The 22,776-nt window shown below is 45.0% G+C and carries 20 protein-coding genes and 1 pseudogene; 10 read left to right on the top strand and 11 right to left on the bottom strand.

Annotated elements, in window-relative coordinates; all coding sequences use genetic code 11:
• Window positions 1–8: 8 nt before the first annotated feature.
• Window positions 9–1,025: a TRAP transporter substrate-binding protein gene (locus J4N42_RS15970; protein ID WP_252033380.1), complete on the bottom strand. Its 1,017-nt coding sequence runs from the start codon at window positions 1,023–1,025 to the stop codon at window positions 9–11.
• Between the two features lie 233 nt (window positions 1,026–1,258).
• Between J4N42_RS15970 and J4N42_RS15975 the strand changes: the two genes are divergently transcribed.
• The 4 genes from J4N42_RS15975 to J4N42_RS15990 all read left to right on the top strand — a co-directional run bounded on the left by J4N42_RS15975 (window position 1,259) and on the right by J4N42_RS15990 (window position 7,003).
• Window positions 1,259–2,686 (top strand): NAD-dependent succinate-semialdehyde dehydrogenase, encoded by a 1,428-nt coding sequence (locus J4N42_RS15975; RefSeq protein WP_252033381.1) that lies wholly within the window; start codon window positions 1,259–1,261, stop codon window positions 2,684–2,686.
• An 18-nt stretch (window positions 2,687–2,704) separates the two neighbouring features.
• Window positions 2,705–3,979: a 4-aminobutyrate--2-oxoglutarate transaminase gene (gabT, locus tag J4N42_RS15980; RefSeq protein WP_252033383.1), complete on the top strand. Its 1,275-nt coding sequence runs from the start codon at window positions 2,705–2,707 to the stop codon at window positions 3,977–3,979.
• A gap of 133 nt (window positions 3,980–4,112) precedes the next feature.
• Window positions 4,113–5,888, top strand: a complete 1,776-nt coding sequence (gene pdxR, locus J4N42_RS15985; protein WP_252033385.1) for a MocR-like pyridoxine biosynthesis transcription factor PdxR — start codon at window positions 4,113–4,115, stop codon at window positions 5,886–5,888.
• A gap of 140 nt (window positions 5,889–6,028) precedes the next feature.
• Window positions 6,029–7,003: a DUF4382 domain-containing protein gene (locus J4N42_RS15990; RefSeq protein ID WP_252033387.1), complete on the top strand. Its 975-nt coding sequence runs from the start codon at window positions 6,029–6,031 to the stop codon at window positions 7,001–7,003.
• A 37-nt stretch (window positions 7,004–7,040) separates the two neighbouring features.
• On the opposite strand, the gene J4N42_RS15995 is transcribed toward J4N42_RS15990, so the two are convergent.
• From J4N42_RS15995 to J4N42_RS16015, 5 genes are all read right to left on the bottom strand, one after another.
• Complete coding sequence (locus tag J4N42_RS15995) at window positions 7,041–8,111, bottom strand: GGDEF domain-containing protein (protein ID WP_252033389.1); 1,071 nt, start codon at window positions 8,109–8,111, stop codon at window positions 7,041–7,043.
• Between the two features lie 20 nt (window positions 8,112–8,131).
• Window positions 8,132–8,596 (bottom strand): putative pterin-binding protein, encoded by a 465-nt coding sequence (locus J4N42_RS16000; protein WP_252033391.1) that lies wholly within the window; start codon window positions 8,594–8,596, stop codon window positions 8,132–8,134.
• Window positions 8,597–8,842: 246 nt separating this feature from the next.
• Window positions 8,843–10,213, bottom strand: coding sequence for a YjiH family protein (locus J4N42_RS16005; protein WP_252033393.1), 1,371 nt, complete (start codon window positions 10,211–10,213; stop codon window positions 8,843–8,845).
• 246 nt (window positions 10,214–10,459) lie between these two features.
• Window positions 10,460–11,122 carry a YoaK family protein gene (locus J4N42_RS16010; RefSeq protein WP_252033394.1) on the bottom strand — a complete coding sequence of 221 codons (663 nt, stop codon included), beginning with the start codon at window positions 11,120–11,122 and terminating at the stop codon, window positions 10,460–10,462.
• Window positions 11,123–11,224: 102 nt separating this feature from the next.
• Window positions 11,225–11,632: a GFA family protein gene (locus tag J4N42_RS16015; RefSeq protein WP_252033396.1), complete on the bottom strand. Its 408-nt coding sequence runs from the start codon at window positions 11,630–11,632 to the stop codon at window positions 11,225–11,227.
• Window positions 11,633–11,842: 210 nt separating this feature from the next.
• On the opposite strand from J4N42_RS16015, the gene J4N42_RS16020 reads away from it, so the two are divergent.
• The 3 genes from J4N42_RS16020 (at window position 11,843) to shyA (ending at window position 14,362) form a co-directional block, all read left to right on the top strand.
• Window positions 11,843–12,469, top strand: coding sequence for a hypothetical protein (locus J4N42_RS16020; RefSeq protein ID WP_252033398.1), 627 nt, complete (start codon window positions 11,843–11,845; stop codon window positions 12,467–12,469).
• A gap of 119 nt (window positions 12,470–12,588) precedes the next feature.
• On the top strand, window positions 12,589–12,891 hold the full coding sequence (locus J4N42_RS16025) for an isoamylase early set domain-containing protein (RefSeq protein ID WP_252033400.1): 303 nt from the start codon (window positions 12,589–12,591) through the stop codon (window positions 12,889–12,891).
• 157 nt (window positions 12,892–13,048) lie between these two features.
• Window positions 13,049–14,362 (top strand): peptidoglycan DD-endopeptidase ShyA, encoded by a 1,314-nt coding sequence (gene shyA, locus J4N42_RS16030; RefSeq protein WP_503035333.1) that lies wholly within the window; start codon window positions 13,049–13,051, stop codon window positions 14,360–14,362.
• A gap of 75 nt (window positions 14,363–14,437) precedes the next feature.
• On the opposite strand, the gene J4N42_RS16035 is transcribed toward shyA, so the two are convergent.
• Both J4N42_RS16035 and J4N42_RS16040 read right to left on the bottom strand, forming a co-directional pair.
• Window positions 14,438–16,270 (bottom strand): putative bifunctional diguanylate cyclase/phosphodiesterase, encoded by a 1,833-nt coding sequence (locus J4N42_RS16035; RefSeq protein ID WP_252033403.1) that lies wholly within the window; start codon window positions 16,268–16,270, stop codon window positions 14,438–14,440.
• 180 nt (window positions 16,271–16,450) lie between these two features.
• Window positions 16,451–17,339, bottom strand: a pseudogene (locus tag J4N42_RS16040) (LysR family transcriptional regulator).
• Between the two features lie 98 nt (window positions 17,340–17,437).
• Here J4N42_RS16040 and J4N42_RS16045 point away from each other — a divergent pair.
• The 3 genes from J4N42_RS16045 (at window position 17,438) to J4N42_RS22620 (ending at window position 19,364) form a co-directional block, all read left to right on the top strand.
• Window positions 17,438–18,637, top strand: a complete 1,200-nt coding sequence (locus tag J4N42_RS16045) for a multidrug effflux MFS transporter (RefSeq protein ID WP_252034170.1) — start codon at window positions 17,438–17,440, stop codon at window positions 18,635–18,637.
• Between the two features lie 93 nt (window positions 18,638–18,730).
• On the top strand, window positions 18,731–19,081 hold the full coding sequence (locus J4N42_RS16050; protein ID WP_252033405.1) for a hypothetical protein: 351 nt from the start codon (window positions 18,731–18,733) through the stop codon (window positions 19,079–19,081).
• Between the two features lie 148 nt (window positions 19,082–19,229).
• Window positions 19,230–19,364 (top strand): hypothetical protein, encoded by a 135-nt coding sequence (locus tag J4N42_RS22620; RefSeq protein ID WP_286036694.1) that lies wholly within the window; start codon window positions 19,230–19,232, stop codon window positions 19,362–19,364.
• 338 nt (window positions 19,365–19,702) lie between these two features.
• On the opposite strand, the gene J4N42_RS16055 is transcribed toward J4N42_RS22620, so the two are convergent.
• The 3 genes from J4N42_RS16055 to J4N42_RS16065 form a co-directional block, all read right to left on the bottom strand.
• Window positions 19,703–20,326: a glutaredoxin domain-containing protein gene (locus tag J4N42_RS16055; protein ID WP_252033407.1), complete on the bottom strand. Its 624-nt coding sequence runs from the start codon at window positions 20,324–20,326 to the stop codon at window positions 19,703–19,705.
• Window positions 20,327–20,387: 61 nt separating this feature from the next.
• Window positions 20,388–21,269 (bottom strand): DMT family transporter, encoded by an 882-nt coding sequence (locus J4N42_RS16060; RefSeq protein WP_252033409.1) that lies wholly within the window; start codon window positions 21,267–21,269, stop codon window positions 20,388–20,390.
• Window positions 21,270–21,676: 407 nt separating this feature from the next.
• Window positions 21,677–22,678 (bottom strand): porin, encoded by a 1,002-nt coding sequence (locus tag J4N42_RS16065; protein ID WP_252033411.1) that lies wholly within the window; start codon window positions 22,676–22,678, stop codon window positions 21,677–21,679.
• Window positions 22,679–22,776: the final 98 nt, after the last annotated feature.

The raw sequence follows: 22,776 nt of genomic DNA on the forward strand, positions 1-22,776 counted from the left end.
GGGACGATTTATAACTTTTCTAGCTGTTCAACAAGCTGCTTCGAGTATTTGTCTTGATTAGAGTACTCTTTCGCCAGTGACTTACCGGCATTACGCCATGCTTCGATATCTGCTGTGCTCGGTTCCGGACTCCACTTCAGACCTTTCTCTTCCATTTGAGCAACGGCTTGAGATTCCCATAGGATAGACTTGGTCATTTGCTCTTGTGAGTGCACCGTCGTTGCTGCTCTTACAATGGCTTGTAGATCTTCTGGCAGCTTATTAAATTGCTTAGTGTTCACGACAATCGGAAGAACCTGAGCTCCTGCAAGTGGTAAACGGTACATGTACTTAGCCACTTCCACGTGGTTACCGTCTCTGTGGTCAATCATGTTTGAACCAATTGAACCATCGATAACACCAGTGGCTAGAGAAGTGTAGATTTCGCTCCAAGCCAATGATACTGGGGAAGCACCCAAGTTACGTAGGAACTTACCGTAAGCACCTGGAGCACGGATTTTCAGGCCTTTGAAGTCTTCAATCGATTTGATTTCTTTCTTAGTGATGATGTACACCGGTGGTTGGATGTAAGGTGATAGCCATGTCATGCCTTGAGAGCCGTACGCTTCAGTTAAAATCTCCGACCAGCCTTGCTCGTGGAATAGTGTTGAAAGTTCACCCACATCAGCAGTACCGCCAGGTAAACCAATCTCTACCACACCTGCAGGAAGTTCACCGGCGTGCATTGATTGGAAGGGAGCTCCCATAGTGACTAGGCCAGATTTAACAGCAGAAAGGATGCCACTCGTGCCAACGCCCTCTCCAGAATATAGTACTTGGACTTCGATACGTCCGTTCGACATTACTTCGATATTTTTCGCTAGGTTTTCATACACTTCGCCGTAAGCCGTTCCTCGGCCATACAAGTTTGCAAAGCGCCAGTTGTACTCAGCAGCGTAAGATAGAGCAGAAGCAGCAAGTGATGAAACACCAATGGCAGCAGCTAGTAGACCACTAAGCAGTTTTCTTCCTTTCGTAGTAGACATATCGTTGTCCTCGTCCTTTTTGTGTTTTGTGTTTATGCATCCGAGATGTTGCATAAATGTTTCATTACTCAATATAGGTGGAGAGGATTTTTGGCGTTAGAACCAGATAGGGACTTCAGATGGTACCAGTGAAAATTTGCTTGGTACCATCGTTACTAGCAATCTGGTTCTAATGCTGACGCTCACTCTGTCATATGCTTAACTCAACATCTTCTAGATTGGAGTGAAGGTAAATGGAACAAGTTGTTAACAAATCGTTGTTGAGCTTCATGTGTGAAGAAAGCGACAACGCGATTGCTGTCTATAACCCAGTGAATGAAAAGATCATTGGTTATGTCCCTTCTTTATCAAGTGCAGATATCTATGAGCGAATCGCTAAATCGAAAGCAGCTCAGGTACTTTGGCAGCAAAAAACAGCGGCAGAGCGCAGTGCGGTATTAAAGCGTTGGTACGACCTTATGATCGAAAATGCCGATGATCTTGCTTACATAATGACTGTTGAGCAGGGTAAGCCGCTTGCTGAAGCCAAGGGCGAAGTGACGTATGGGGCGGGTTTTGTGCAATGGTTCGCTGAAGAAGGTAAACGAACCTATGGTGACACAATTCCAACGCCTGCTGGCAATAAGCGCTTGATGACCATTAAACAACCAGTGGGTGTGACGGCGTCCATTACTCCGTGGAATTTTCCTATTGCCATGTTGACACGAAAAGCCGCACCAGCTTTGGCTGCTGGGTGTAGTTGCTTAGTTAAACCAGCTAATCAGACCCCATTGAGCGCGTATGCCGTTGCAGAATTAGCCTATCAAGCAGGGTTGCCAGAAGATTTGTTGATTGTCATCAACAGCCATTCTTCAGTCATGGTCGGAGAAATTTTCTGTAACCATGAAGACATCAAGAAGCTGTCTTTTACGGGCTCAACAGAAGTGGGACGCGCTCTAATAAAGCAGACAGCGGATACCGTTAAGAGAACCTCTATGGAACTCGGTGGTAACGCACCATTCATTGTTTTTGACGATGCGGATGTTGAAGCCGCAGTTACAGGCGCTGTGGCATCAAAATTTCGTAATGCCGGGCAAACCTGTGTATGTGCGAACCGCTTCTACGTACAAGATGACATCTACGATTCCTTCGTCGATAAGTTTGTTGCCGCGGTCAGCAAGCTGACCATAGGTAATGGGCTGGAGCCTGGCATTGTGGTGGGGCCAGTTATTGACCAGAAAGCAAAAGGCAGCGTAATGAAAATGGTCTCTACTGCGGTTGAGCAAGGGGCAACCATTCGTTTTGGCGGTGAAAGTTTACCCGGGAATTTTGTGCAACCAACGGTGTTAACCGGCGTAACTAAGCAGATGTCGATTGTTCAGCAAGAAATTTTTGGCCCAGTAGCGCCGATCATTCGTTTCAAAGATGAACAAGACCTGATTGAGCAAGCCAACGATACCATTTACGGCTTAGCAAGCTATTTCTACACCCAAAATATCAATCGAGCGTTCCGTATTGCTGAGCAGTTGGAATACGGCATGGTGGGGCTAAATGAAGGCATCATCTCTACTGAGGTTGCGCCATTTGGAGGCGTTAAGCAATCGGGCTTTGGTCGCGAAGGTGCGAAACAAGGGATTGAAGAGTACATGAACACCAAATACATCTGCCTAGGCGGCATGTGAGCATAGTGAGGGAATAAAATGACAAACTTGAATTGGCAGAGCCGCAAAGACAAAGTAATTGCGAAAGGGATGGGGAATCTTGCTCCTATCTATGCTGAGTCGGCAAGCAATGCTTTGGTTTTCGATGTGGAAGGGAATGAATACATCGACTTTGCCTCTGGTATTGCAGTGACCAATACGGGCCATAGCCACCCGAAAATCATCGAGGCCGTGAAAGCTCAGTTAGACAAATTCAGTCATACATGTGCCATGGTGACGCCATACCCAAGCTTTGTAGAATTGGCGGAAAAGCTGGTGGATAAGGCGCCAGGTGAGTTTGATAAGAAAGCGATATTCCTGACTACCGGCGCAGAAGCCGTTGAAAATGCAATTAAAGTGGCGCGTGCTCATACTGGGCGCAGTGGTGTGATTGCATTTAAAGGAGGGTTTCATGGCCGAACCAATATGTGTATGGGTTTAACAGGTAAAGTTGCCCCGTACAAAGCGGGCTTTGGACCGTTTCCCAATGAAATTTATCACGCGCCGTTTCCCAACGAGTATCACGGTGTCTCGATTGAAAGCAGCCTAAACGCTCTGAATGATTTGTTTAGCTGCGACATAGAACCTAACCGGGTAGCCGCCATCATCTTCGAGCCTATACAAGGTGAAGGCGGTTTTTACCCAGCTCCAGCTCAGTGGGCACAGGCGGTACGAGAAATCTGTGATAAACACGGTATCGTATTGATTTGTGACGAAATACAAACGGGCTTTGCTCGCACAGGAGCGATGTTTGCATCTGAACACCTAGATATGGTGCCAGATATCACAACCATGGCGAAAGGTATTGCTGGTGGATTCCCTATCTCTGCTGTGGTCGGTCGAGCGGACATCATGGACGCTGCAAACCCAGGTGGTCTAGGGGGTACATACGCAGGCTCTCCTCTCGCTTGTGTTGCTGCACTTCAAGTATTGGACATTATTGAGCAAGAATCGCTTTGTCATCAGGCAAATGAAGTAGGGGCAGAGTTTAAACGACACCTAAATGAAATGCAGGGTCGGATTGCTGCTATTGGTGATGTACGCCAAGTAGGCGCAATGATAGCAATGGAGCTCAATGATCCACAGACGGGTGAACCCTTGGTTGAGCAAACTAAGCAGCTAGTTCAAGCCAGTGCGAAGCGCGGACTCATTCTGTTGTCCTGCGGCGTTAAAGGTAACGTGATTCGTTTTTTACCCGCTTTGACGATTGAGAACACATTGATTGAACGAGGTTTAGTGATAGTTGAGGAAGAATTAACCAGTCTAATTAATTAATTCTACTCAGTTCAAAAAGTTAGCGGTCAAACGGCCGCTAACCGTACAACATCTCACCTTTGAGACTCTGCTCTCGGAATTTAACACTTCGTTTACCAATACTGTTTAAATCATCATTAAGCATCGAGGCCGTATGCTAGAGAAGTACATCCACGTCGATCCGAATCATCAGCTTTCACTTCAAGATCAGATTAAGACAGCTATTACGCAGGCGATTATGAATGGCTTTGTGGATCGTGATACACCAGTTACTTCTTCACGCAAACTCGCGATGAGTCTAAAGGTGTCTCGAAATACAGTACTTAGAGTATATGAGCAGCTTAATGAAGAAGGTTTTTTTGTGTCAAAGGAGCGCAAAGGTTATTATGTCAACCCTGAACTAGTGTTGCATTCAGCTAGGGTGACGGCCTCGGCAACCAATGAGCTCGATTGGCAGCAATACTTAGTCACTGAAGCAGACGAACATGCTCAGCCAACCAGAGAGCTTCAGGACTACCCGTACCGCTTTGTACATGGGATGGTTGATGAGTCGGTCTTTCCCGTTAACGAATGGCGAAAATGCAGTATTCAGTCGTCAAATAAAGCCAACAGCAAGCAGTGGACGTCCTCGAACAATGATTACGATGATCTCATAGAGCAGATTCGAACGCGTGTATTGCCTCGACGAGGTATTTTTGTTCAAGCGGATGAGATCTTGGTGACTCTGGGAACGCAGCAAAGCTTGTATCTTATCAGTCGAACGCTCACCTCCAAGCAAACCAATGTTGGTATCGAAAACCCAGGTTACCCAGAGGCATACACTCAACTCAGTGCCAAACAATCTAATGTGATTCCACTGGCTGTGGATGATAAAGGATTGGTGGTGAACGATGAACTTGCGAAATGCGACATCGTCTACACAACGCCAAGTAATCAATTTCCAACGTCGGTGAGGATGCCAACCGAAAGGCGTGAACAACTTATTGAATCGGCGAAAACCAATGATTTCTTGGTCGTTGAAGATGATTATGAGCATGAGGTTAACTTCATCGACCAAGATATACCCGCGTTAAAAGGCGAGTTCACTACTGAGCGAATCATCTATTTATCGAGCTTTTCTTCTACGATTGCCCCAGGACTTCGGATTGGCTTTGTGGTGGCGGCTGCACCGTTCATTAAACGTGCGAAAGAGTTACAGCGTAAAAGTCATAGCTATCCGCCTCAGAATAACTGCCAAACTTTAGCGCTGTTCTTAAGCCTTGGTTATTACGACGCTCTCATTCAGAAGTTGCTGAAAAGCCTGCGCAGTAAATGGTTGACCATGGAAAAGGCGTTGAACTATTACTTCCCTCAGTCTGGGGTTGTGCCGTCATTAGCGGGCACAGCGTTTTGGATTAACTACACTCAAGGGTTTGATGCCAATAAGCTGGCAATATTGGCGGAGAAGCAGGGGATATTAATCAACCCTGGCGAGCAGTATTACTTTACCAACGCCTGCAACAACGGCTTTCGCCTGAGTTTCAATTCAATTGAAGAAGTAAATATCCGGGAAGGCGTAAGACAATTGTCTCAACTCGCTAAGCAAATACTCCCTTTAGAGCGAATAGAAAACTCTGAAGGAGAGCATTTAAACGGTACGCAGATCAGAGAGGTTCTAAATAGTCATCAATTGCTGACAAGTGATTGTTTTAACATCCCTTATAGAATCACTTTCCAAGCTGATGGCCGTATGTACGGTATGTCCGATAGACCTAACGATGAGGATGAGGGGTACTGGTGGGTAGAAGAAAATAAGATGTGCTATCAGTGGAAAACTTGGCAGTTTGCCGATGTGAGGCAGTTGGAGTTGGTCAAAAATGGTAGCTTACTGAGTCGATTTGATACCGACGGATATTGCGTAAGCCGAGGCGAACTCATCGCACTGTCATAGTTTCAGCTTTGAGTGCTAATGATGAAAACATCATTAGCACTTTTCTATCTTTCGTTGGGACATATTTGTCATTCTTCGCTCTGAGTAAATACCTTTAGCCATAATTTAGGTTGGGTACGCTCGGTAGGGGAGAAATGGCTATGCGTATTGTAAAAGGGTTGGGTGCATTTGCACTTTCATTGCTAATGGTCTCCTGTGGTGGGGATGACAGTGGCGGCTCAAGTGGGTCGGCGTCTATCTCGTTTTCTGTCTCTGATGCTCCGGTCGACAGTGCTCAAGAGGTGGTGATCGCTTTTGATCAAGTTGAATTAGTTGTGTCTGATGAAGAATCTATCTTTCTTGATGTGGATAGCGGTGCGAACGATTACGTGCAAGTAGATTTGTTGGACTACCAAGGGACGGACTCTCTACTCATTGTCTCCAACCAAGTAGTGCCTGTCGGTAGCTATGAAAATCTGATTCTTCATATTAGTGACGAATCGGGCGTCAGCTATGTGGTAGACAACAATGGCCAACAGAACTTAAAGCAGCCAAGCAATAAGCTTAAGCTGGGTGAGTTTGAAGTCGGTACCGAGAGTGTCCAAGCGTTCACCATCGAGTTTGTATTGAGGATGTCCTTGGTTATGAGAGGGAACCAAGGGAATAACAACGGCTACATTTTAAAACCTCACGGTGTGACTATTGTTGATAACAGTGAAGCGGTATCGCTCTCTGGTACAGTAGACACCAATTTGTTTGATGAAGGCGATGCATGTTCGCTAGACAGCAGTAGCATGGTGTATTTGTACTCGGGTGGTGGTTTAGACAGCGGCTTACTGATTGATTTGGTTGACCCCGATGATGAAACCTTTACTGGAGAGCCTGCCATACCTGACGGTAGTATTGCGCCAGTCGCATCAGTCGAAGTCGCGGACAACGGTACCTATCAGTTTGGTTTCCTAACTGCGGGCGATTATATGGTTGCCTTTGCTTGCGATGGGGATGGCGATGATGCGATTGAGTACAATCCAGAAATCATTATTCCAATGGCACCTACGGCAAACTCGACCGGTGATAAGTTCTCGGAAGTGACATTAGTCAACGGACAGCAAGCTGTAGTGGATTTTAGTTACTAGGGCTTAGCTACCAAACAAATAGAAAGATGGCTACTCGTTAGCCATCTTCTTTCTCAAACTTCATCTTATACATATTCTTATCGGCAATCGACAATAAGTGGTTAATATCCGTTGAATCAATTGGGTAGCGGCTAAAGCCTAGGCTTGCACCGAGCTGGACACTTTCCCCTGATTTTAAAATTAGTTTCTCATTAAAACACGCCAAGATAAGCTCGTTAAACTGAGCAACATCTTCCAAGCTAGTCGATTCGAGCACCAGTGTGAACTCATCGCCACCCATGCGATAAACATGGTAATTACTGAGTGGGATAAATGTATTGAGTCGCCATGCGGTTTGCGCCAGTGCTTCGTCACCCGCTAGGTGACCATAAGTATCATTGATCTCTTTAAAGCCATTTAAATCGAGCAATACAACCGTAAACTCGGCGAATTTATGCTGCTTTTCAAGGGCTTCAAACAAGGAGAAACGGTTTTTAATCCCCGTTAATGTATCGGTGAAGGCAAGCTTTTTATGGTGAAGAGACTCTTGGTGGAGTATGTAAGTGACCAGTGCGGCGCAGCAAAATAGCAAAAACATCAGTAGGTATTGAATGTAGCTAAGCTCTTGTGCCAAAGCCATTTGTTGTTGGTAAAGTGGACTTTTTAATCGGAAGTTTTGATTCACGTAGCCGATCATATCGTAATAAATCTTATCTAGGCCATCAGTGAGAGTCAGCAGAGATTTTTGATCGTTGACCTGTTCCAGTATGGGCTCCATGTTTTGGTAATCGATAAATATTTCTTTGAAAAATGGGCGTGCACCTTCAAGGGACATGAATGTGTCGGATTCACGGCTGTTTAACAGTAGATCGAATCGGCTCCATGTGAGTTCGTACTTCAGCCAAACTTTCGATTGATTGGCTGGGTTTTCCAGCATATACGGCCCAATGGCAACTAACTCCGAAAACTCTTTGGTTAATTGGAATAAGAACCAAGTCGCTTGGTTTTGCTGAGCCGAGTAGGACTTCGCCAAATCTCGTGTCGCGGTCACGATATAGACATTCGCGAGGATGAGAGCAACGGTCAGCAATATAAGTAACGTCTTCGACTTAGATAAAAAGCTATGCATAACTTTGGGTTAACACCTCATTACTTCTTGGGGTGAAGAATAATCTCGTCGATTTGCCAAACCATCTGGGTGTAAAACACTTCATTGTTGGTTTCTGGATAGCCGTCGGTGTTGAACACCAACCAATATGGCCCCTTGTCTCTGACTTTCATCCGCTTGCCTTCCATCAAATACGCTACGATTGGCTCATATTTTTGAATGTCGGCAATGGTGGTCGTGGCAGCGTAATCATTCAACGCCACGAAAGAAACAGCGCCTATGTCTTTTACACCTAAATGAGCAATCAGGTCAGAGACGCGCATGCCTGTGAAACTTTTGGCGCCGTCATACCACGGCAGGTGCGTGGCAAACCCGCTACTTGGAATATCTTGAGTGATTTGCTCGAATGACAAGGTTGTCTTGGAACTGTCTGTGTGGTGAATAACAAGCGGGGCGGCGTGAATCGAAAAGCTAAGAAAAAGGAATACTGAAAAAATCCATTTCATACTGAAATTCCTATTTGGGAGATTCAATGACTCAAACTAAAGTCGTAATTAAGTATAAGGCGATATTCTAACCAATGAAATGATCGATTAATAGCTGACTTCCTTATGAAATATGTTGCAAGTCACTGTATAGCTGTATCAGCAAAGAGACTAAGCATCAGTCTGGTCAGGATTTTTTCGCGTTGTATACAAAAATCCCCCGACCAAGGTCGAGGGATTTAAATGGTATTTTGCGATTTCTATCAATTAGAAAATTAAGTGTGCGACACCTGCAATCACCGGGAGGGTAATTAAGGTACGCAAAATGAAGATGATGAACAGCTCCACAATGTTTACTGGAATTCGGCTGCCAAGAAGCAGTGCACCCACTTCAGACATATAAATCAGCTGAGTAACCGACATTGCTGCAATCACAAAACGAGTCATTTCGTTGTCGATTGAAGCAGCAAGGATCGCTGGAATAAACATATCTGCAAAACCAACAACAATCGTTTGTGATGCTTGAACGGCTTCAGGGATACCGAGTAGCTCCAAGAATGGGATAAATGGCTGACCTAGAATGCTGAATACAGAAGTATACTCGGCAATCACCAGCGCAATGGTACCTAAGCCCATAACAACAGGAAGTACACCAAATACCATGTCGATAGCGTTACGAACGCCTTCTCCAAATACACCTTTCGCTGATTTCACTTGGCCCGCTTTAGTTAGAGCAAGTTCAAGGCCCCATGAAAAAGAACTGTGGCCCGCAGGGATCGCATCGGCATCTTTTGCTGGCTCTGTGCCATCGATAAATGTGTCTTTCTTAAGGCTTAGCGGTGGAATACGTGGAATGATCACCGCCGCTACGATACCGGCCAAACAGATAGCGCCGTAGAACGGTAAGAATAGGTGCTCTAATTCAACTTGAGCCAAAACGACCAAGCTGAATGTGATAGAAACCGCTGAGAACGTGGTACCTACAACAGCCGCTTCACGTTGAGTGTAGAACTTGTTCTCATATTGTTTGCTGGTCAGAAGGATACCGACACTACCGTCGCCAAGCCATGAAGCCATACAGTCAATCGCACTGCGACCTGGTAGGTTGAACACCGGACGCATGATTTTGCTTAGTAGCGTACCGAATAGCTCCAGCAAGCCGAAGTTAAGCAGCAGTGGTAGGAGCAAACCAGCGAAAATAAATACAGAAAATAGCGTTGGAAGCAGACCTTCTAGTACCAATCCACCAGTGTTTTCCTCCCAGATTGCTTCAGGGCCGAACTGGAAGTATGTCATTACTACCGCTGCGCCACCAACTAGACGTACCGCTAGCCAAAGTGGAGATGGCGAGAAAAGGCCGTTTAGGAATTCATTGTTTGAAATGAACGTAGGCTTAAAGAATCGGTAAAGCAGGGACATTGACGCCATAAACGCAATGATGGCGGTAACAGTCCCGACGAGGTAGTCACCAAAGATAGCTTGAATCGATTTCGCGAGTACCGCGACAGGGATAGTGAGATCGCCGTTATAGCTCACTGGTGCCATGAAAAGGAACAGGCCAAGAAGTGAAGGGATGAAAAACATCCAAAAGTTGCCTTTTTTCGTTGGCTGTTCAATCGATGGATTCTGATTGTGCATGGGTTTGCTCATGTTACTAGTCAAATGATTGCCAAATTCCTTGGCATACTTATTCACTAAATATCCGTATCTAATCAGTGCGCGAGAGAATATCTGTATTCGCTAATTCTTGCAATACTATTCATTAACTAACGCTAAATATTCACTATTGAATTCTAATTATTTACCAAATTGTAGTGATTTGTTTTGTAAATGTTACATGAGTAATAAATTAGTTGCCAGTATTAACCCAAAACAAAGTGTAGTCTATGGATATTTATTAGCATTGAGCCGATACCAATAAAAAATGGCGAGGCCAAATGCAAGTAGAGCTGGGATGATTAAGGCATTGACTTGAAGGCGGATAAACAGTTTGCCACCGATAAGTCCGCCAAGGATAAAACCAGTGAGAATAAAGAGAAAAAGCTTGGCTTTTCGGTAGTCAAAATTTTCACCGCGCAGTTTAGCGCCGATCATCAGGCCTAAATCTGTAACGATCCCCGTCATGTGCGTTGTACGGACTACCGCACCGCTGAAGGTTGTGATCATGGCGTTCTGTAATCCACACGCAGCAGATGCGAAATACTGCCCATACAGTGAGTTAAGGTTGAGCAAGTAGCAGGCGGTGAGTAGCAGCCCCCCTTCTACGCAAAGGGCCACACCATATCTTCTGCCCATTTTTAGCGCGGTATTTTCGATCAAAACACCACTCAGAATGGCGCCGGATAGGAAACTCAATAGCACCAGAAGTAAATGAAATGACTGGCTATCAAACTCGCGAAGTTGGGTGCCAAGTAACGTGATGGTACCCGACACATGTGAAACGGCCTGATGCTGAAACCCGAGTAGGCCAACGGCGTTGACGATCCCTGCAAGAATAGCGAGTAGTAGTGCTCCATACTCTACCCAGCGAGGAAGCTTAGTGATCACAGCAGTAATCCTTAGTTGAAGTGCGGGATTATAACGCCTATTGTCACCGAATTAAACTGGGGGAGTCAGACCACTAGGCTGAAAGTAATGCCTGATGCGATGTTACTCGAGGTGCTCCATCTCTCCTTCAAATTTGACCCAGCCATGTTTGCGCTGTTCGTAAACGGATACGCTCGGCGCTGGAAAGTCGTGTTCGTTAAATACGCCGACAGGGACAACAATGGATTCAGGCACGGCGCTAAGTTTGAGCAGCATAGTCGTACTGCAACGAGGGCAGAACTGATAGCTGACTTCATTACCGGAATCTGCGATTCGGGTGTAGGAGGCTAACTCACCGTTCACGGAGACTTGCTCTACGTTGAAGCGTACTTGCACTCCAAAGACACTGCCAGTTCGTTTCTGGCATTCGAAACAGTGACAAACCGATGAACGGGTCGGTTCACCGCGGCAAACAAGGCTGACTTGGCCACAGCTGCAATCTGCCATGCGTATTTTCATATCTTGCTTCATAATATCGAACGCCTCACGCTAAATGATGTGTTAACCTACCTTTAGTTTAGATAGATATGCCTAAATAATCTCAATACGTCTCTTCAGTAAGATATACATGGCGACAAGTGCGACAATGATTCAAACCGGGAGCAGTTCTGAATCCAGTATCTTGAAGTCATTTTGGGGATATGTTTCTATCTCGCAGACATTTGTACGTTGAGCTCATTAATGAAAAAAAGAATTTTACCTATTCCACTGATTTTACTTATCCCGATTGTTTTGTTGGTTGTCGTCGTCGTTGCTGGTGTCTACCGATTTAGCCTGACCGATGAAGAGATTCTGAGCAAGTTTCCAAGCCATCAGCTATCTAGTAATTCGGTAATGAAAGAGGTATTTGATGTTCAGTCGCCAAACCCATGGACGGTAAAAGTCCCAGAAACGCACGCATTTGCATTTATTGAAACCGTTGATCATGAGAATCAGGTAGCAAGTGGCCGTTACGATGCAGGTTCGCAACGTGGCCAGCTGTTAGTGTTAACCGATACGCTTACACCTGTGAACGATGGCAAAGGATACGTGGCCGTAATGCGAGTAACCAGTCAAGGCACAGGCGTGTTTAACTATCTTTCAACATTCCAATATGACCAACAGCGTGAACGTATGGTGCTGGTGGATTCCATGCTGCTTGGCGATCGCATTACCATAGAGGCTATGGAGTACTTAGCGCCCCAAGTGCACGTAGTACTTAACCAACATGCAGAAGGTCAAGCAATGGCTGAAGCGCCAGCTGAGCAAGTTACGCTGCGTTTTAATGTGTCGAACAGAAACCAATTGTCGTTGGTGAAATCCATTTAGCAATAATATGCCCCCTTGTTGAGCAATTGATTAAAAATTCAACTTCTGATTGTGAATATGATTTAGGTTGCCTATGATTAGACGTTGTTATCAGTATATTGTTTGAAAGGGAGTTTGAGATGATCAATAAGCGGTTTTTCAAGACCAAAGACGAAGTAGAAGTCACCTTTGAATTAGATGCGTCACACGCCGATTCATCGGTAGCGTTGGTGGCGGATTTTTTGGATTGGCAGCCAACGGAAATGAAAAAAGTAGCCAAATCCAAATCATTTAAGTTTAAAACGCGTCTACCGAAAGATGCTCAGTTCGAATTTCGTTACTTGGTCGATAACCAGAAATGGGTCAATGATCCGAATGCAGACCAATACATTCCCAACGGTTATGGCGAAGACAACTGTCTAGTTAAGACTTACGCTAACTGATTGATAATAAGTAAGTGTGTACTTACGCCTCATCCATGAACTAAATATCAAGGCACTTCGGTGCCTTTTTTAACCTTTTCTTGATACGACAAAGGTGACATTTTCACCTTAAACCCTTACTCTTAGGCCTTTGTATTCATCATATATAGGTTCTGTTGTGCGTCCTAAATCAATTACAGCCCGACTGTCTGCGTTATCGAAACGCCATAAAATGTTGGTTGCATGCTTGCCATTGGCAGCGGCTGTCGCGATGTCTTCTTTAGGTGGCAACTCTCTACAAAGGACGGTAGAACTTTCGTTACCTGAATCTAAAATTGTCGAAGACATTCTAATGGATACCGAGGTCAAGCAAGTCGATGTACCTGATTATGAGTATGTCATTGCTTCTGGCGATAATCTAAGTACCATTTTTGACCAACTCGGTTTCGGTTATAAAGACATGATGAGTGTCATGGAAACCGATTTAAACTTCCTTGCTCTCGATACTCTGCGCCCTGGTAATACACTTCGTTTTTGGAAATCTGACACTGACAACTCTCTTGCGAAAATGGAGCTTGAGTTCAGCATTGTTGAACGAGCAGTTTATACTCGCTTGGAAGACGGTAGTTACAGCTTCGAGGATGTGAAGCTTCCGGGTGAGTGGAAAGAGTTTCCAATGGTTGGGGAAATAAATGGCAGTTTCTCACAATCGGTGAACCGCATGGGTTTGAACAGCGCAGAAATCGAACATGTGGTTTCTCTGCTTAAAGACAAAATCAACTTCGCACGTGACCTACGAGCAGGTGATAAGTTTGAAGTGGTTCAATCCCGTCAGTATGTGGGCGATAAACTGACAGGAAACCGAGAGATTCAGGCGATTAAGATCTTCAATCGTGGCCAAGAAGTCACGGCTTATCTGCATAAAGATGGTCAGTACTACGATAAAGACGGCAATAGCTTGCAACGTGCATTCCAGCGTAAGCCTATCGAGTCGAACTATCGTTTAAGTTCTAACTTCAATCCGAAACGTTTACACCCTGTTACAGGCCGTGTTTCTCCACATAACGGCACCGACTGGGCGACACCGATTGGTACCCCCATTGTGTCGACAGGTGATGGTGTTGTGATCATGACGCGTAAGCACCCGTACGCGGGTAATTATGTTGTGATTCAGCATGGCAGTACCTACAAAACGCGTTACTTACACCTGAGTAAAATCTTAGTGCGCAAAGGGCAGAAAGTGAGCCGTGGACAGCGCATCGGTTTGTCGGGTATGTCTGGCCGTGTAACCGGTCCGCATATTCACTATGAATTAATTGTGCGAGGTCGCCCTGTAAACGCGATGACCGCTAATATTCCTATGGCGAACTCTGTGCCGAAGAAGGAAATGGCTGGTTTTGTTGCAAGGCGCAATGAGCTAGATGCGATGCTCAAGCAGCAAGAGCTAAAGTTAGCGATTGAATCTGCGGGCAACGAAAGTTCAAAAGGCTAGGTCGCGGTCATCAATGCTTAATAAAAATCCCCCGAAGTTCGGGGGATTTTTGTATTTAGATTACACCTATTAGGGCTACGCAGTTCGCGTATTCTTGATGTTGAAGTAGTGGTTGATGATTGCCAATGGGGTCTCAGGTCGCGAAAAGTAATAGCCTTGGATCTGTTTGCACCCCATGCTGTAGAGTTTTTCGAGCGCTTCTTGATCTTCCACCCCTTCTGCGACTAGATCGACATTTAATTGCTGCGCCAGTTGAATGATCAACCATACAACGCGCTCTGAGGTTTCATTGTTTAGCATGTTGCGGATAAAGGTTGCATCTATCTTAATACAATCAATAGGATAACTATGGATGTAGTTGAGACTAGAGTAGCCAGTACCAAAATCATCCAGTGCCACAGTAAAGCCTAGGTTTCTCAGCTTATCGAGCACAAAACGAACCTCGTCTGTACGAGACAGAAGCACGGTTTCGGTGAGCTCAATGACAAACTCGTTGGCTTTAAATCCGTAGTTTTGAATGGTATTGGTCAGGTGTTCCAAGTAACGACCTGAGTCATTTAATTCGTGGGCAGAACAGTTTAAGCCGAGCTTAACCTTGTAACCCAATCCATTTTCCAGCTCTAACTTAGCAGCACAGGCGAGTTCAACGATACGTTCGCCAAGTTCGATGATTAAGCCAGATTGCTCTGCGGCCTCGATAAACTCAATCGGAGAAATGGTGCCAAGGTGAGGGTTGGTCCAGCGTGCCAATATTTCAAAATAGTCCCAGCGTTTATGTTCACGATGTACGATTGGCTGTGTGGCGACATAGATTTCGCTGATACTGCCTCGAGGTTTAGACAATTCATGCCTAAGAGCGTCAATGATCTGGGTTCGACGATAATACTTAGCGCTTAAATGGGTGTCGTAACACTGGATATTGGTTTGTCGTGACCGCTTACAATCTTTAAGTGCAAGGCTGGCATTGAGAATCAATTGGTCGGGGTTCATCGGCGCTTCGGACTTACGCGCAATCCCAATGCTGACGCTAACCTTAATGTCGTGTGACGAGTCGACGTAACCTTGTTCGAGTTTACTGACAAGCGAGCGACAGATCTGCAAAGGTTCTGGCGAATGGGTAATAAACGCGAATTCATCACCCGCAATTCGGAATGATAAGTTGTTTTCAGGTACCACACTTGTCAGTGCGTCGGCGACAAATTTGATCACTTGGTCACCAATGTAATTACCATATAGATCATTGATGGACTTGAAATTATCGATGTCTATGTAAGCGAGCGTAAAAGGAGTATTCGAGTTTTCCGTCATTACCTCTAATCGATCAGAAAGGTAAGAGCGGTTCATCAGGTTGGTTAAGTTATCGTGGGAGACTTCATAGCTCAATTGATTCACGAGGCTGTCAGAACGTTCCATTAACCACTTAGAGCGCAAGCTATGTACGATCACATTGGCAAACATCTGATGATAATAAACCACATCACTGGAGTCAGTAAGCGGTTCGGTGTAGGTAGAAAGTAGGATCCCCAGCACTTCACCGGATTGTGTTTTTAGCGGGATACCTAAGTAGCCGCGAATATTATTCTGGTAGATGTAGTTATCATTTGGAAAAGCCTCGGAGACATTATCGGAATACAGGCAATAGTCTTGATGTGACTTGCCTATCTGCTCACAAGGGGTGCTCTTTATCTGGTAATTGATGTCTTGTTGAATGCTGTTGTCACAAGCATAGGAAAGGGTTTGAGCACTATAGTGGAGTTTATCAATTTCGATCACACAGGTGCAGTGACTATCGAAGTGCTGATGCAGCACTAAAGTGACTCTGTCTAACAGTGTGGCGCCATCCAATAGCAGGGTATCTTTGAGAATATCTAAGCCGATTGGACTACTTGCCGTTGATCTCTTAGCCATAATGAGAACTCACGTTGTAGTGAAGCTATTCACTTTTTGTTATTAGAATATGCACTTAGTTACTATGGTAGAGAACACCCACTTTTTCAAACTCAGCTCACAGTTTTTTGTGAACCTTTTTTGACAATTTTCACCGATTCAGAGACTTAAACAAGAATATTTTAGATTTAGTCTAACGCACTATTTCTGTTCTTCACTGGCCAAGCGCTGCTTAAGATAATCCAGAAACAGTTGTGTGCGGGTGTGTTGGTAATCAAGCTTAGGATAATAGGCATAAACCGTCGTTTCATCGGCGGTAATGTCAGGCAGAATTCTCACCAACGCACCGGTTTTAAGCTCTTCTTTCAACATGACGTTGTTGGACAATAAGATCCCCATGCCTGCTTTACCTGCATAGAATAGGGCTTCTGGGTTAGTCGTCGCGAAGTTACCCGACAAGTGAATTCTTCGCCCGTGAGTCAGTTTTATCTCTCGGTGTGGTCGCTCCCCCCAGTTGAGCATATTGTGTTGCATCAACTCATCGACATCTTTAGGTTCGCCGTGTTTCTCAATGTAGCTGGGGGCGGCATAAAACCCTGCTTGGTGTTCAAATAGAGGGGTGGCTTTGAAGCTCAAAGAGTTGAGCTGTTCAATCTCACGACTGATAAACAGATCCAGGCTGAGCTCTGGCAGTTGCCCTGGGGTAGTCGTGGTGAGCTGGATTCGAATGTCTGGGTATTGTTGTAAGAAGTCGTCCAGATACTGAACTAGAAATTTAGCCCCGACCGCTAAGGTAGCGCCAATTCTCAACAAGCCAGCAGGGGGTTTGGTTTACGCTGCGTGTTTCATCGACCACTGACTGCCAACTATCGAGTTGGCTCTTGGCTCGTTCATAAAACAAAGCGCCGGCTTCGGTTTGCGTGACAGATCGAGTTGTCCGCTTAAGTAACTGAACGCCAATACGATCTTCAAGCCAGTGGATTCGTTTACTGATTGCAGAGCTGGTGGTATTGAGTTTACGTGCCGCGCCGTTAAAGCTGCCTTCTTCTACCACTCGGATGTAACTTTGTACGCTTTGTATCCAATCCATCGCTTGTCTGCCTCTTATTGTTTCTTTCTGGGAAGTAATTCATTTCCCATTTTCTGAATTATCAATTCACAGTTACCAAATATAAACTGATTTTCATGATGAAAGAACAGAAAAACACCTTCAATCGAACGCCGATGCTGTTGGCAATGATGATCATTGCGACTGGCCAAGTAGGCGTGAGTATCTATTTACCGTCACTACCTTTGATTAGTGATTCGCTCGCTGTCGACCAAACCCAAGTTCAAATGCTGGTTACGCTTTTTTTAGTGGGCTTTGGCGTCTCGCAACTATTCTACGGCCCTATGTCTGACGCGATAGGGCGTCGACCTATCTTTATTTTTGGGCAAGGCGTCTACTTAGTTGGTACTGTGATTTGCTTGCTCTTTTCCGATTCATTTGCAGCACTCGAATTTGGGCGCCTATTGCAAGGCTTAGGGGCGGGAAGTGCCTCTGTGCTGGGGAGAAGTGTACTCAGAGACAGCTATGATGGCGCACAGCTTACCAAAGCCTTATCTTATATGTCTGTAACAGCGTCCGTTATGCCAATCATTTCCCCAGTGTTTGGGGGCTGGATAGCATTCCATTTGAGTTGGGAAGCGGTGTTTGCTTTTGTACTCATATACTTATGTGGAATCTTTGTGCTGGGCTGGTTTATCCTGCCAGAGACCTTGCCATACTCAAAACAACGTTTTGATGCCAGTAAAGTTGTTTCTAACTATTGGCTGTTAGTTCGCAACCCTCAGGTCATTGGTAGTGCGAGTTACAACTGGTTTAGCTATTTGGCTGCATTGGTTTCTCTGTCGATATTCCCCTTTCTACTGCAAAAACAATTGGGACTAACCGCGGCTGACTACGGCACCGTCATGTTGATCCCCTCTGCAGGGTTAATGATGGGCAGCGTAAGTCTCAATATTCTGAATCGTTTCTTCAGTACGCATCAGTTACTTGCTATTGCCATAACGATCATGGCATTTGCGGGAGGTTGGCTATTGTTTACTGAGATGACAATTTTTAACCTGATTTGGGCTCTCACTTGGCTGACTATTGCCCAAGGTATCTCATTTCCGTTGTCGATCAGCCTGTTATTAGAGCCACACAAAACGCAGGCAGGATCTGTATCGGCGCTATCAGGATCGGTACAAATGTGTTTGTCGGGTTTGTTTGGTGGCTTCTTGGTAGAGAACTGGGTGACTAGCCAGACGAGTTTGGGCTACTTCTACCTGTGTATTTGTGCTGCGATGGGGGCTGTATTACTAAGTGGTCGAAAAAGCCGCCAATTGGTGACCGAAACCGCTTAATCCATTGCGTTAGATTTTTTTGAAGGGTAGGGCTGGTGGGTTTAATTGCGATTTGGGTATACAATGCGCCCAAACCAATTAAGGGCAATCAAAATGCAACATAACGAATTCGAAGCACTAGTTAAAACTTTGTGTGAAGCTGAAAATTTACCTCAGGCGCTAGAAGTACTCAAAAGCCAAGAAGACAATGAGATCTCTGAAGCGGCTAACTCATTAGTTGGTCAATTTGCACTTGCTGAAGTTGAAGGTGAGCAGCGTATCTTTCATGTCACGATCCAAGAAAATGAACAGGGTGAGCAAGAAGAATTTGTTGAGCATGTCATGAATGAAGGCGATGACGTGATCAAATTTGTTGCGTGGTTCTTCGATGCTATGTTCGAGGTAAAACAAAAAGACACTTACACTGCAGCAGGCAAGACATACAAGCAGCCAAAACGCAGCTAGTGTGCTCTATATACAGCTCGTACGAGCTGAGCTTTTTCGCGCTATCGTTCCTAAAACAAAATGGCACAAAAGCGTGATATAGATCTTGTTTTTGTCTCTTTTCCAGTTACAATCCTCCGCCGCATTTATGGCTTTTTGGAGAATTGTAATGGGTCATGATCTAGGAAATGTCTACGTTGGTCACTTAATGGCAAAACGTATGATGGAAGATTCGCTTTATGGAAAAGCAGCACCGAAGAAGGTGTCATTGTTCAAAAGACTGAAAAAGAAAATGAGCAAGTAAAATGGAATTAAAAAGCCCCAGTACTCCGGACCGTATATAGCGTCCAATACTGGGGCTTTTGCTTATACCCAAGTAACGTCAAGATGCGTGGTTCAGCGAGAATTGCCTAGTTTGCAAACGCGGCAACGATTCGACAATCTAGTGGTTCTAAATTGAGAATCGTTAACAACGTGTGCGAGCTAGGCAAACTCGCCCTTTGGGAGCGTATCATTGGCTCAATTTCTACGTTAAATGACTCGGAAAGAACCCGTTATTCCGCTGCGCCATTTGCCTTGAACTTGAACCAGTGATAACGTTCTGAATCCTTCATCTTGAAGTCACTTGGGTATATAGGGCTTTTATCCAACTGAAGATTGGTTATTTTCCATAGTCACGACATTATCTGGAATGCTGTCCAAACCCTTTTCTTTCATCCAAGCTTCGAGATTATCTGCGCCACCGATATATTGACCATCAAGCCAAATTTGTGGCACGGTCACTGGTGTTTTCTCACCAATGATTGCCTTTACTTCCGGGATCATTCGGTACAGGGCTGCGCTCTCTTTAACCACATCATGATATTGATACTCAACACCTGCTTCATCGAGCATTTGTTTGGCTTTAACACAATATGGGCAAGTTGCTTTGCCGTAGACAATATTGCCTTTTAGTGTGTCTCGAGTTGTCCACTCTTTGATGATCGATTGAACCAAGACGCCGCGGTTGAGTGCTTCCCCTTGACTCACAATTTGGCCTTCTACCATGAGTATCGGTGCATGCCATGCACCTTTTTTCAACGGTTCCCACCAGTGCGATAACCAATCTTTGACTTCCAGTTCAACGGGCACGTCAGCAAGTTCATTTGCAAACGTATCAGCCAAGATATCCTTGGTTAATGTGCATTCACCACACGGAATATTGACTTTGAATGGCCCCCAACTGCCTGCCCAACGATATAGCGTTACTTTGATTGGTTTAGTCATCGATATTCCCTCTTAAATGTTCTTAATCAATAAGAACCGATAGTTCGCCAAGAAATTTCAGCTATGACGATTTTTTTGCTTCCCACCGAGTAATAAACGCAACTGAAGCAATAATGATTGCCGCTCCAAGCCATAACCGACCAGGTGGAACCCAACTAAAAACCAGCCATCCTGCCAGCACGTTCAATGGCAGTTTCGCGTGATCGAAGGGTTGAACAAAGGAGGCGTCCGCAACTGAGTATGCTTTAACTATGGCCCATTGAGCCAAGGCTGTCATACTGCCAGCAAAGAGCAGGATGCCCCATAATGCAATGCTGTCTGGAGTTTGCCATTCTGGTACTGCCAATAACAGGTTAAATGGGGTGATTAATACCAGTAAGTATACAACCATGGTTGAAGGGGAATCATTGGAGGAGAGCTTTTTCACCATCAATGAGTAACACGCCCAAAAGAAAGCTGCACCAACGGGTAGCAATGCTGCCCAGCTAAATTCATCAGACCAAGGTTCCAGAATGATCATGGCACCCGCGAAGCCGGCTAATGTTGCTCCCCAACGGGCTATGCCTACTTTTTCTTTAAGGAATAACCCCGAGCCGACGGTGGCAAAAAGTGGAGACGTCATCAGCAGCGCAATCCCTTGCCAAATTGGAACTGGATAAGCTAATGCCCATAGCCACAGTTGTATGCCAATGACCGAGAGAAACACACGGAAAGCATGTAAGCCAAAATGCTGGGTACGTAGAGATTGTCGAATCCCTAGTGTTTTCAAATACGGCAGGATGACCAGTAATGCGACACCATATTGGATAAACGCGACTGTAGTCGAAGAAAGCCCGTAATTAATACTGGCGATTTGTGCCAGGCTGTTAACGATAGCAAACGCGAGGCCAGCAGTAAGCATCCAGCTGGCACCTTGGATCGGGTGGTGATGTTGTTGACTCATATTGATGACGATTTTGAAAGACTGTGCAAAATCATACGGTTTTATAGATAGTTAGCAAGAGAAGTCGTTTGAACAAGATGTTCAGGTAGTTGGTTGAAAAAATCCTCCCCGAAAGGGGAGGCAAAGGACATGAAGTTTTCGTCACCTTGCCCGTGACGAAAGATGGAGCATGTTATCAAGTAAGCAGATAACCATTTAGTAGTAGCAGACTCTATGCCAACTTAGACAACAATTAAAAATGGCTTGTACGTAGGGGAAAGCAAGGGATCAGAACATGTAGCGAAGTTGAACGTTTGATAAAAGCGCACCGAATTGGGGAGAACTGAGCCAAAATCGAACATAAAAAAGGCCGAGAATTAGCTCGGCCAAGGGTTAAAGGACAGTTCCTTTAGGAGTATATTCAGAGATTAGAAGTTGTAGCGTAGGCCTAGGCGAATAGAATCCTTCGCGTCGTAAGATTGGCCAATGTCTTCTTTGTCTAGGTTGTTCAGTTTGTAAGATACGTAGCCACGGATTGACTTGTTGAAATCGTAACGGCCAGTTAACTCGAAGAAATCAGACAAGTTTGTGGTTGTGCTTGAAGATTTGTCTTCCTCTTCTTGCTTTTGGTAAGCGGCAATAAGACGGAATTGGCTAGTAAACTTGTAGTGACCCGCGATCTCTAAACCGTTGAACTCAGTTTTCGCTTTGTCGTCTAGGTCACCCATTGTGTATGTTGCACCAAGGTATAGTGCATCTAGCTCGTAGCTCACACCACCAATGATTTGGTTTGCAGAACCCGCACCTTCGCCGTTGTCGTTAGTCGCGTAACCTAAACCTAGGCCTAGTCCCATAGGTAGGAAGTAAGTACCTGAAACACCAAAGCCATTTTCATCTTTTGCTTCAGCAGCAATGAAACTTGCTTGTAGGTTTAGCTGCTCAGTCGCGTATTGGTAGACGAACGCGTTGTTTGCTTGCTCGTCACCCGCATTGATGAAGGCTTTTTGGTCGCCAGAATAAGTAGAGATATCTGACATGTTTGAGATTTGAACGCCAGCAGTGTCTTGCTTACCAACTGAGAATGCACCGAAGTCACCTTTCAATCCTGCAAACATGTAGCGCTGTTTGAAGTTGTCGGTCTTTTCGTTATCGCCAGATGAAGTAACTGATTGCTCAGCTTCATATTTCGCGAAACCTTTTAGTGATTCAGAAATTTCTGTTGAGCCTTTTAGGTTTAAACGAACACGGCTCTTGTTTTTCATTGTGCCGTCGATTTCGTTACCGCTGTCGTCACCACCGAAGTCGCCACGAAATTCTGCACGACCGCCGATAGAAAGGTCTGTACCATCGTTGCTGTATACCGATGCTGCTAGAGATGAACCAGATACCAATGCTGAAAGAATTGCCGTAGCGATTGCTGCTTGTTTCATTTTACTTACCTTATTTATAGTTTGAGCTTCGATGCTCTGAATGTTTGTTGGCGATAAAGATAAGTGAGATAAATGAAGTTTTAATTTCTGATAGATTA

Source organism: Vibrio sp. SCSIO 43135, assembly GCF_023716665.1.
In the GTDB taxonomy this organism is placed as follows: domain Bacteria; phylum Pseudomonadota; class Gammaproteobacteria; order Enterobacterales; family Vibrionaceae; genus Vibrio; species Vibrio paucivorans.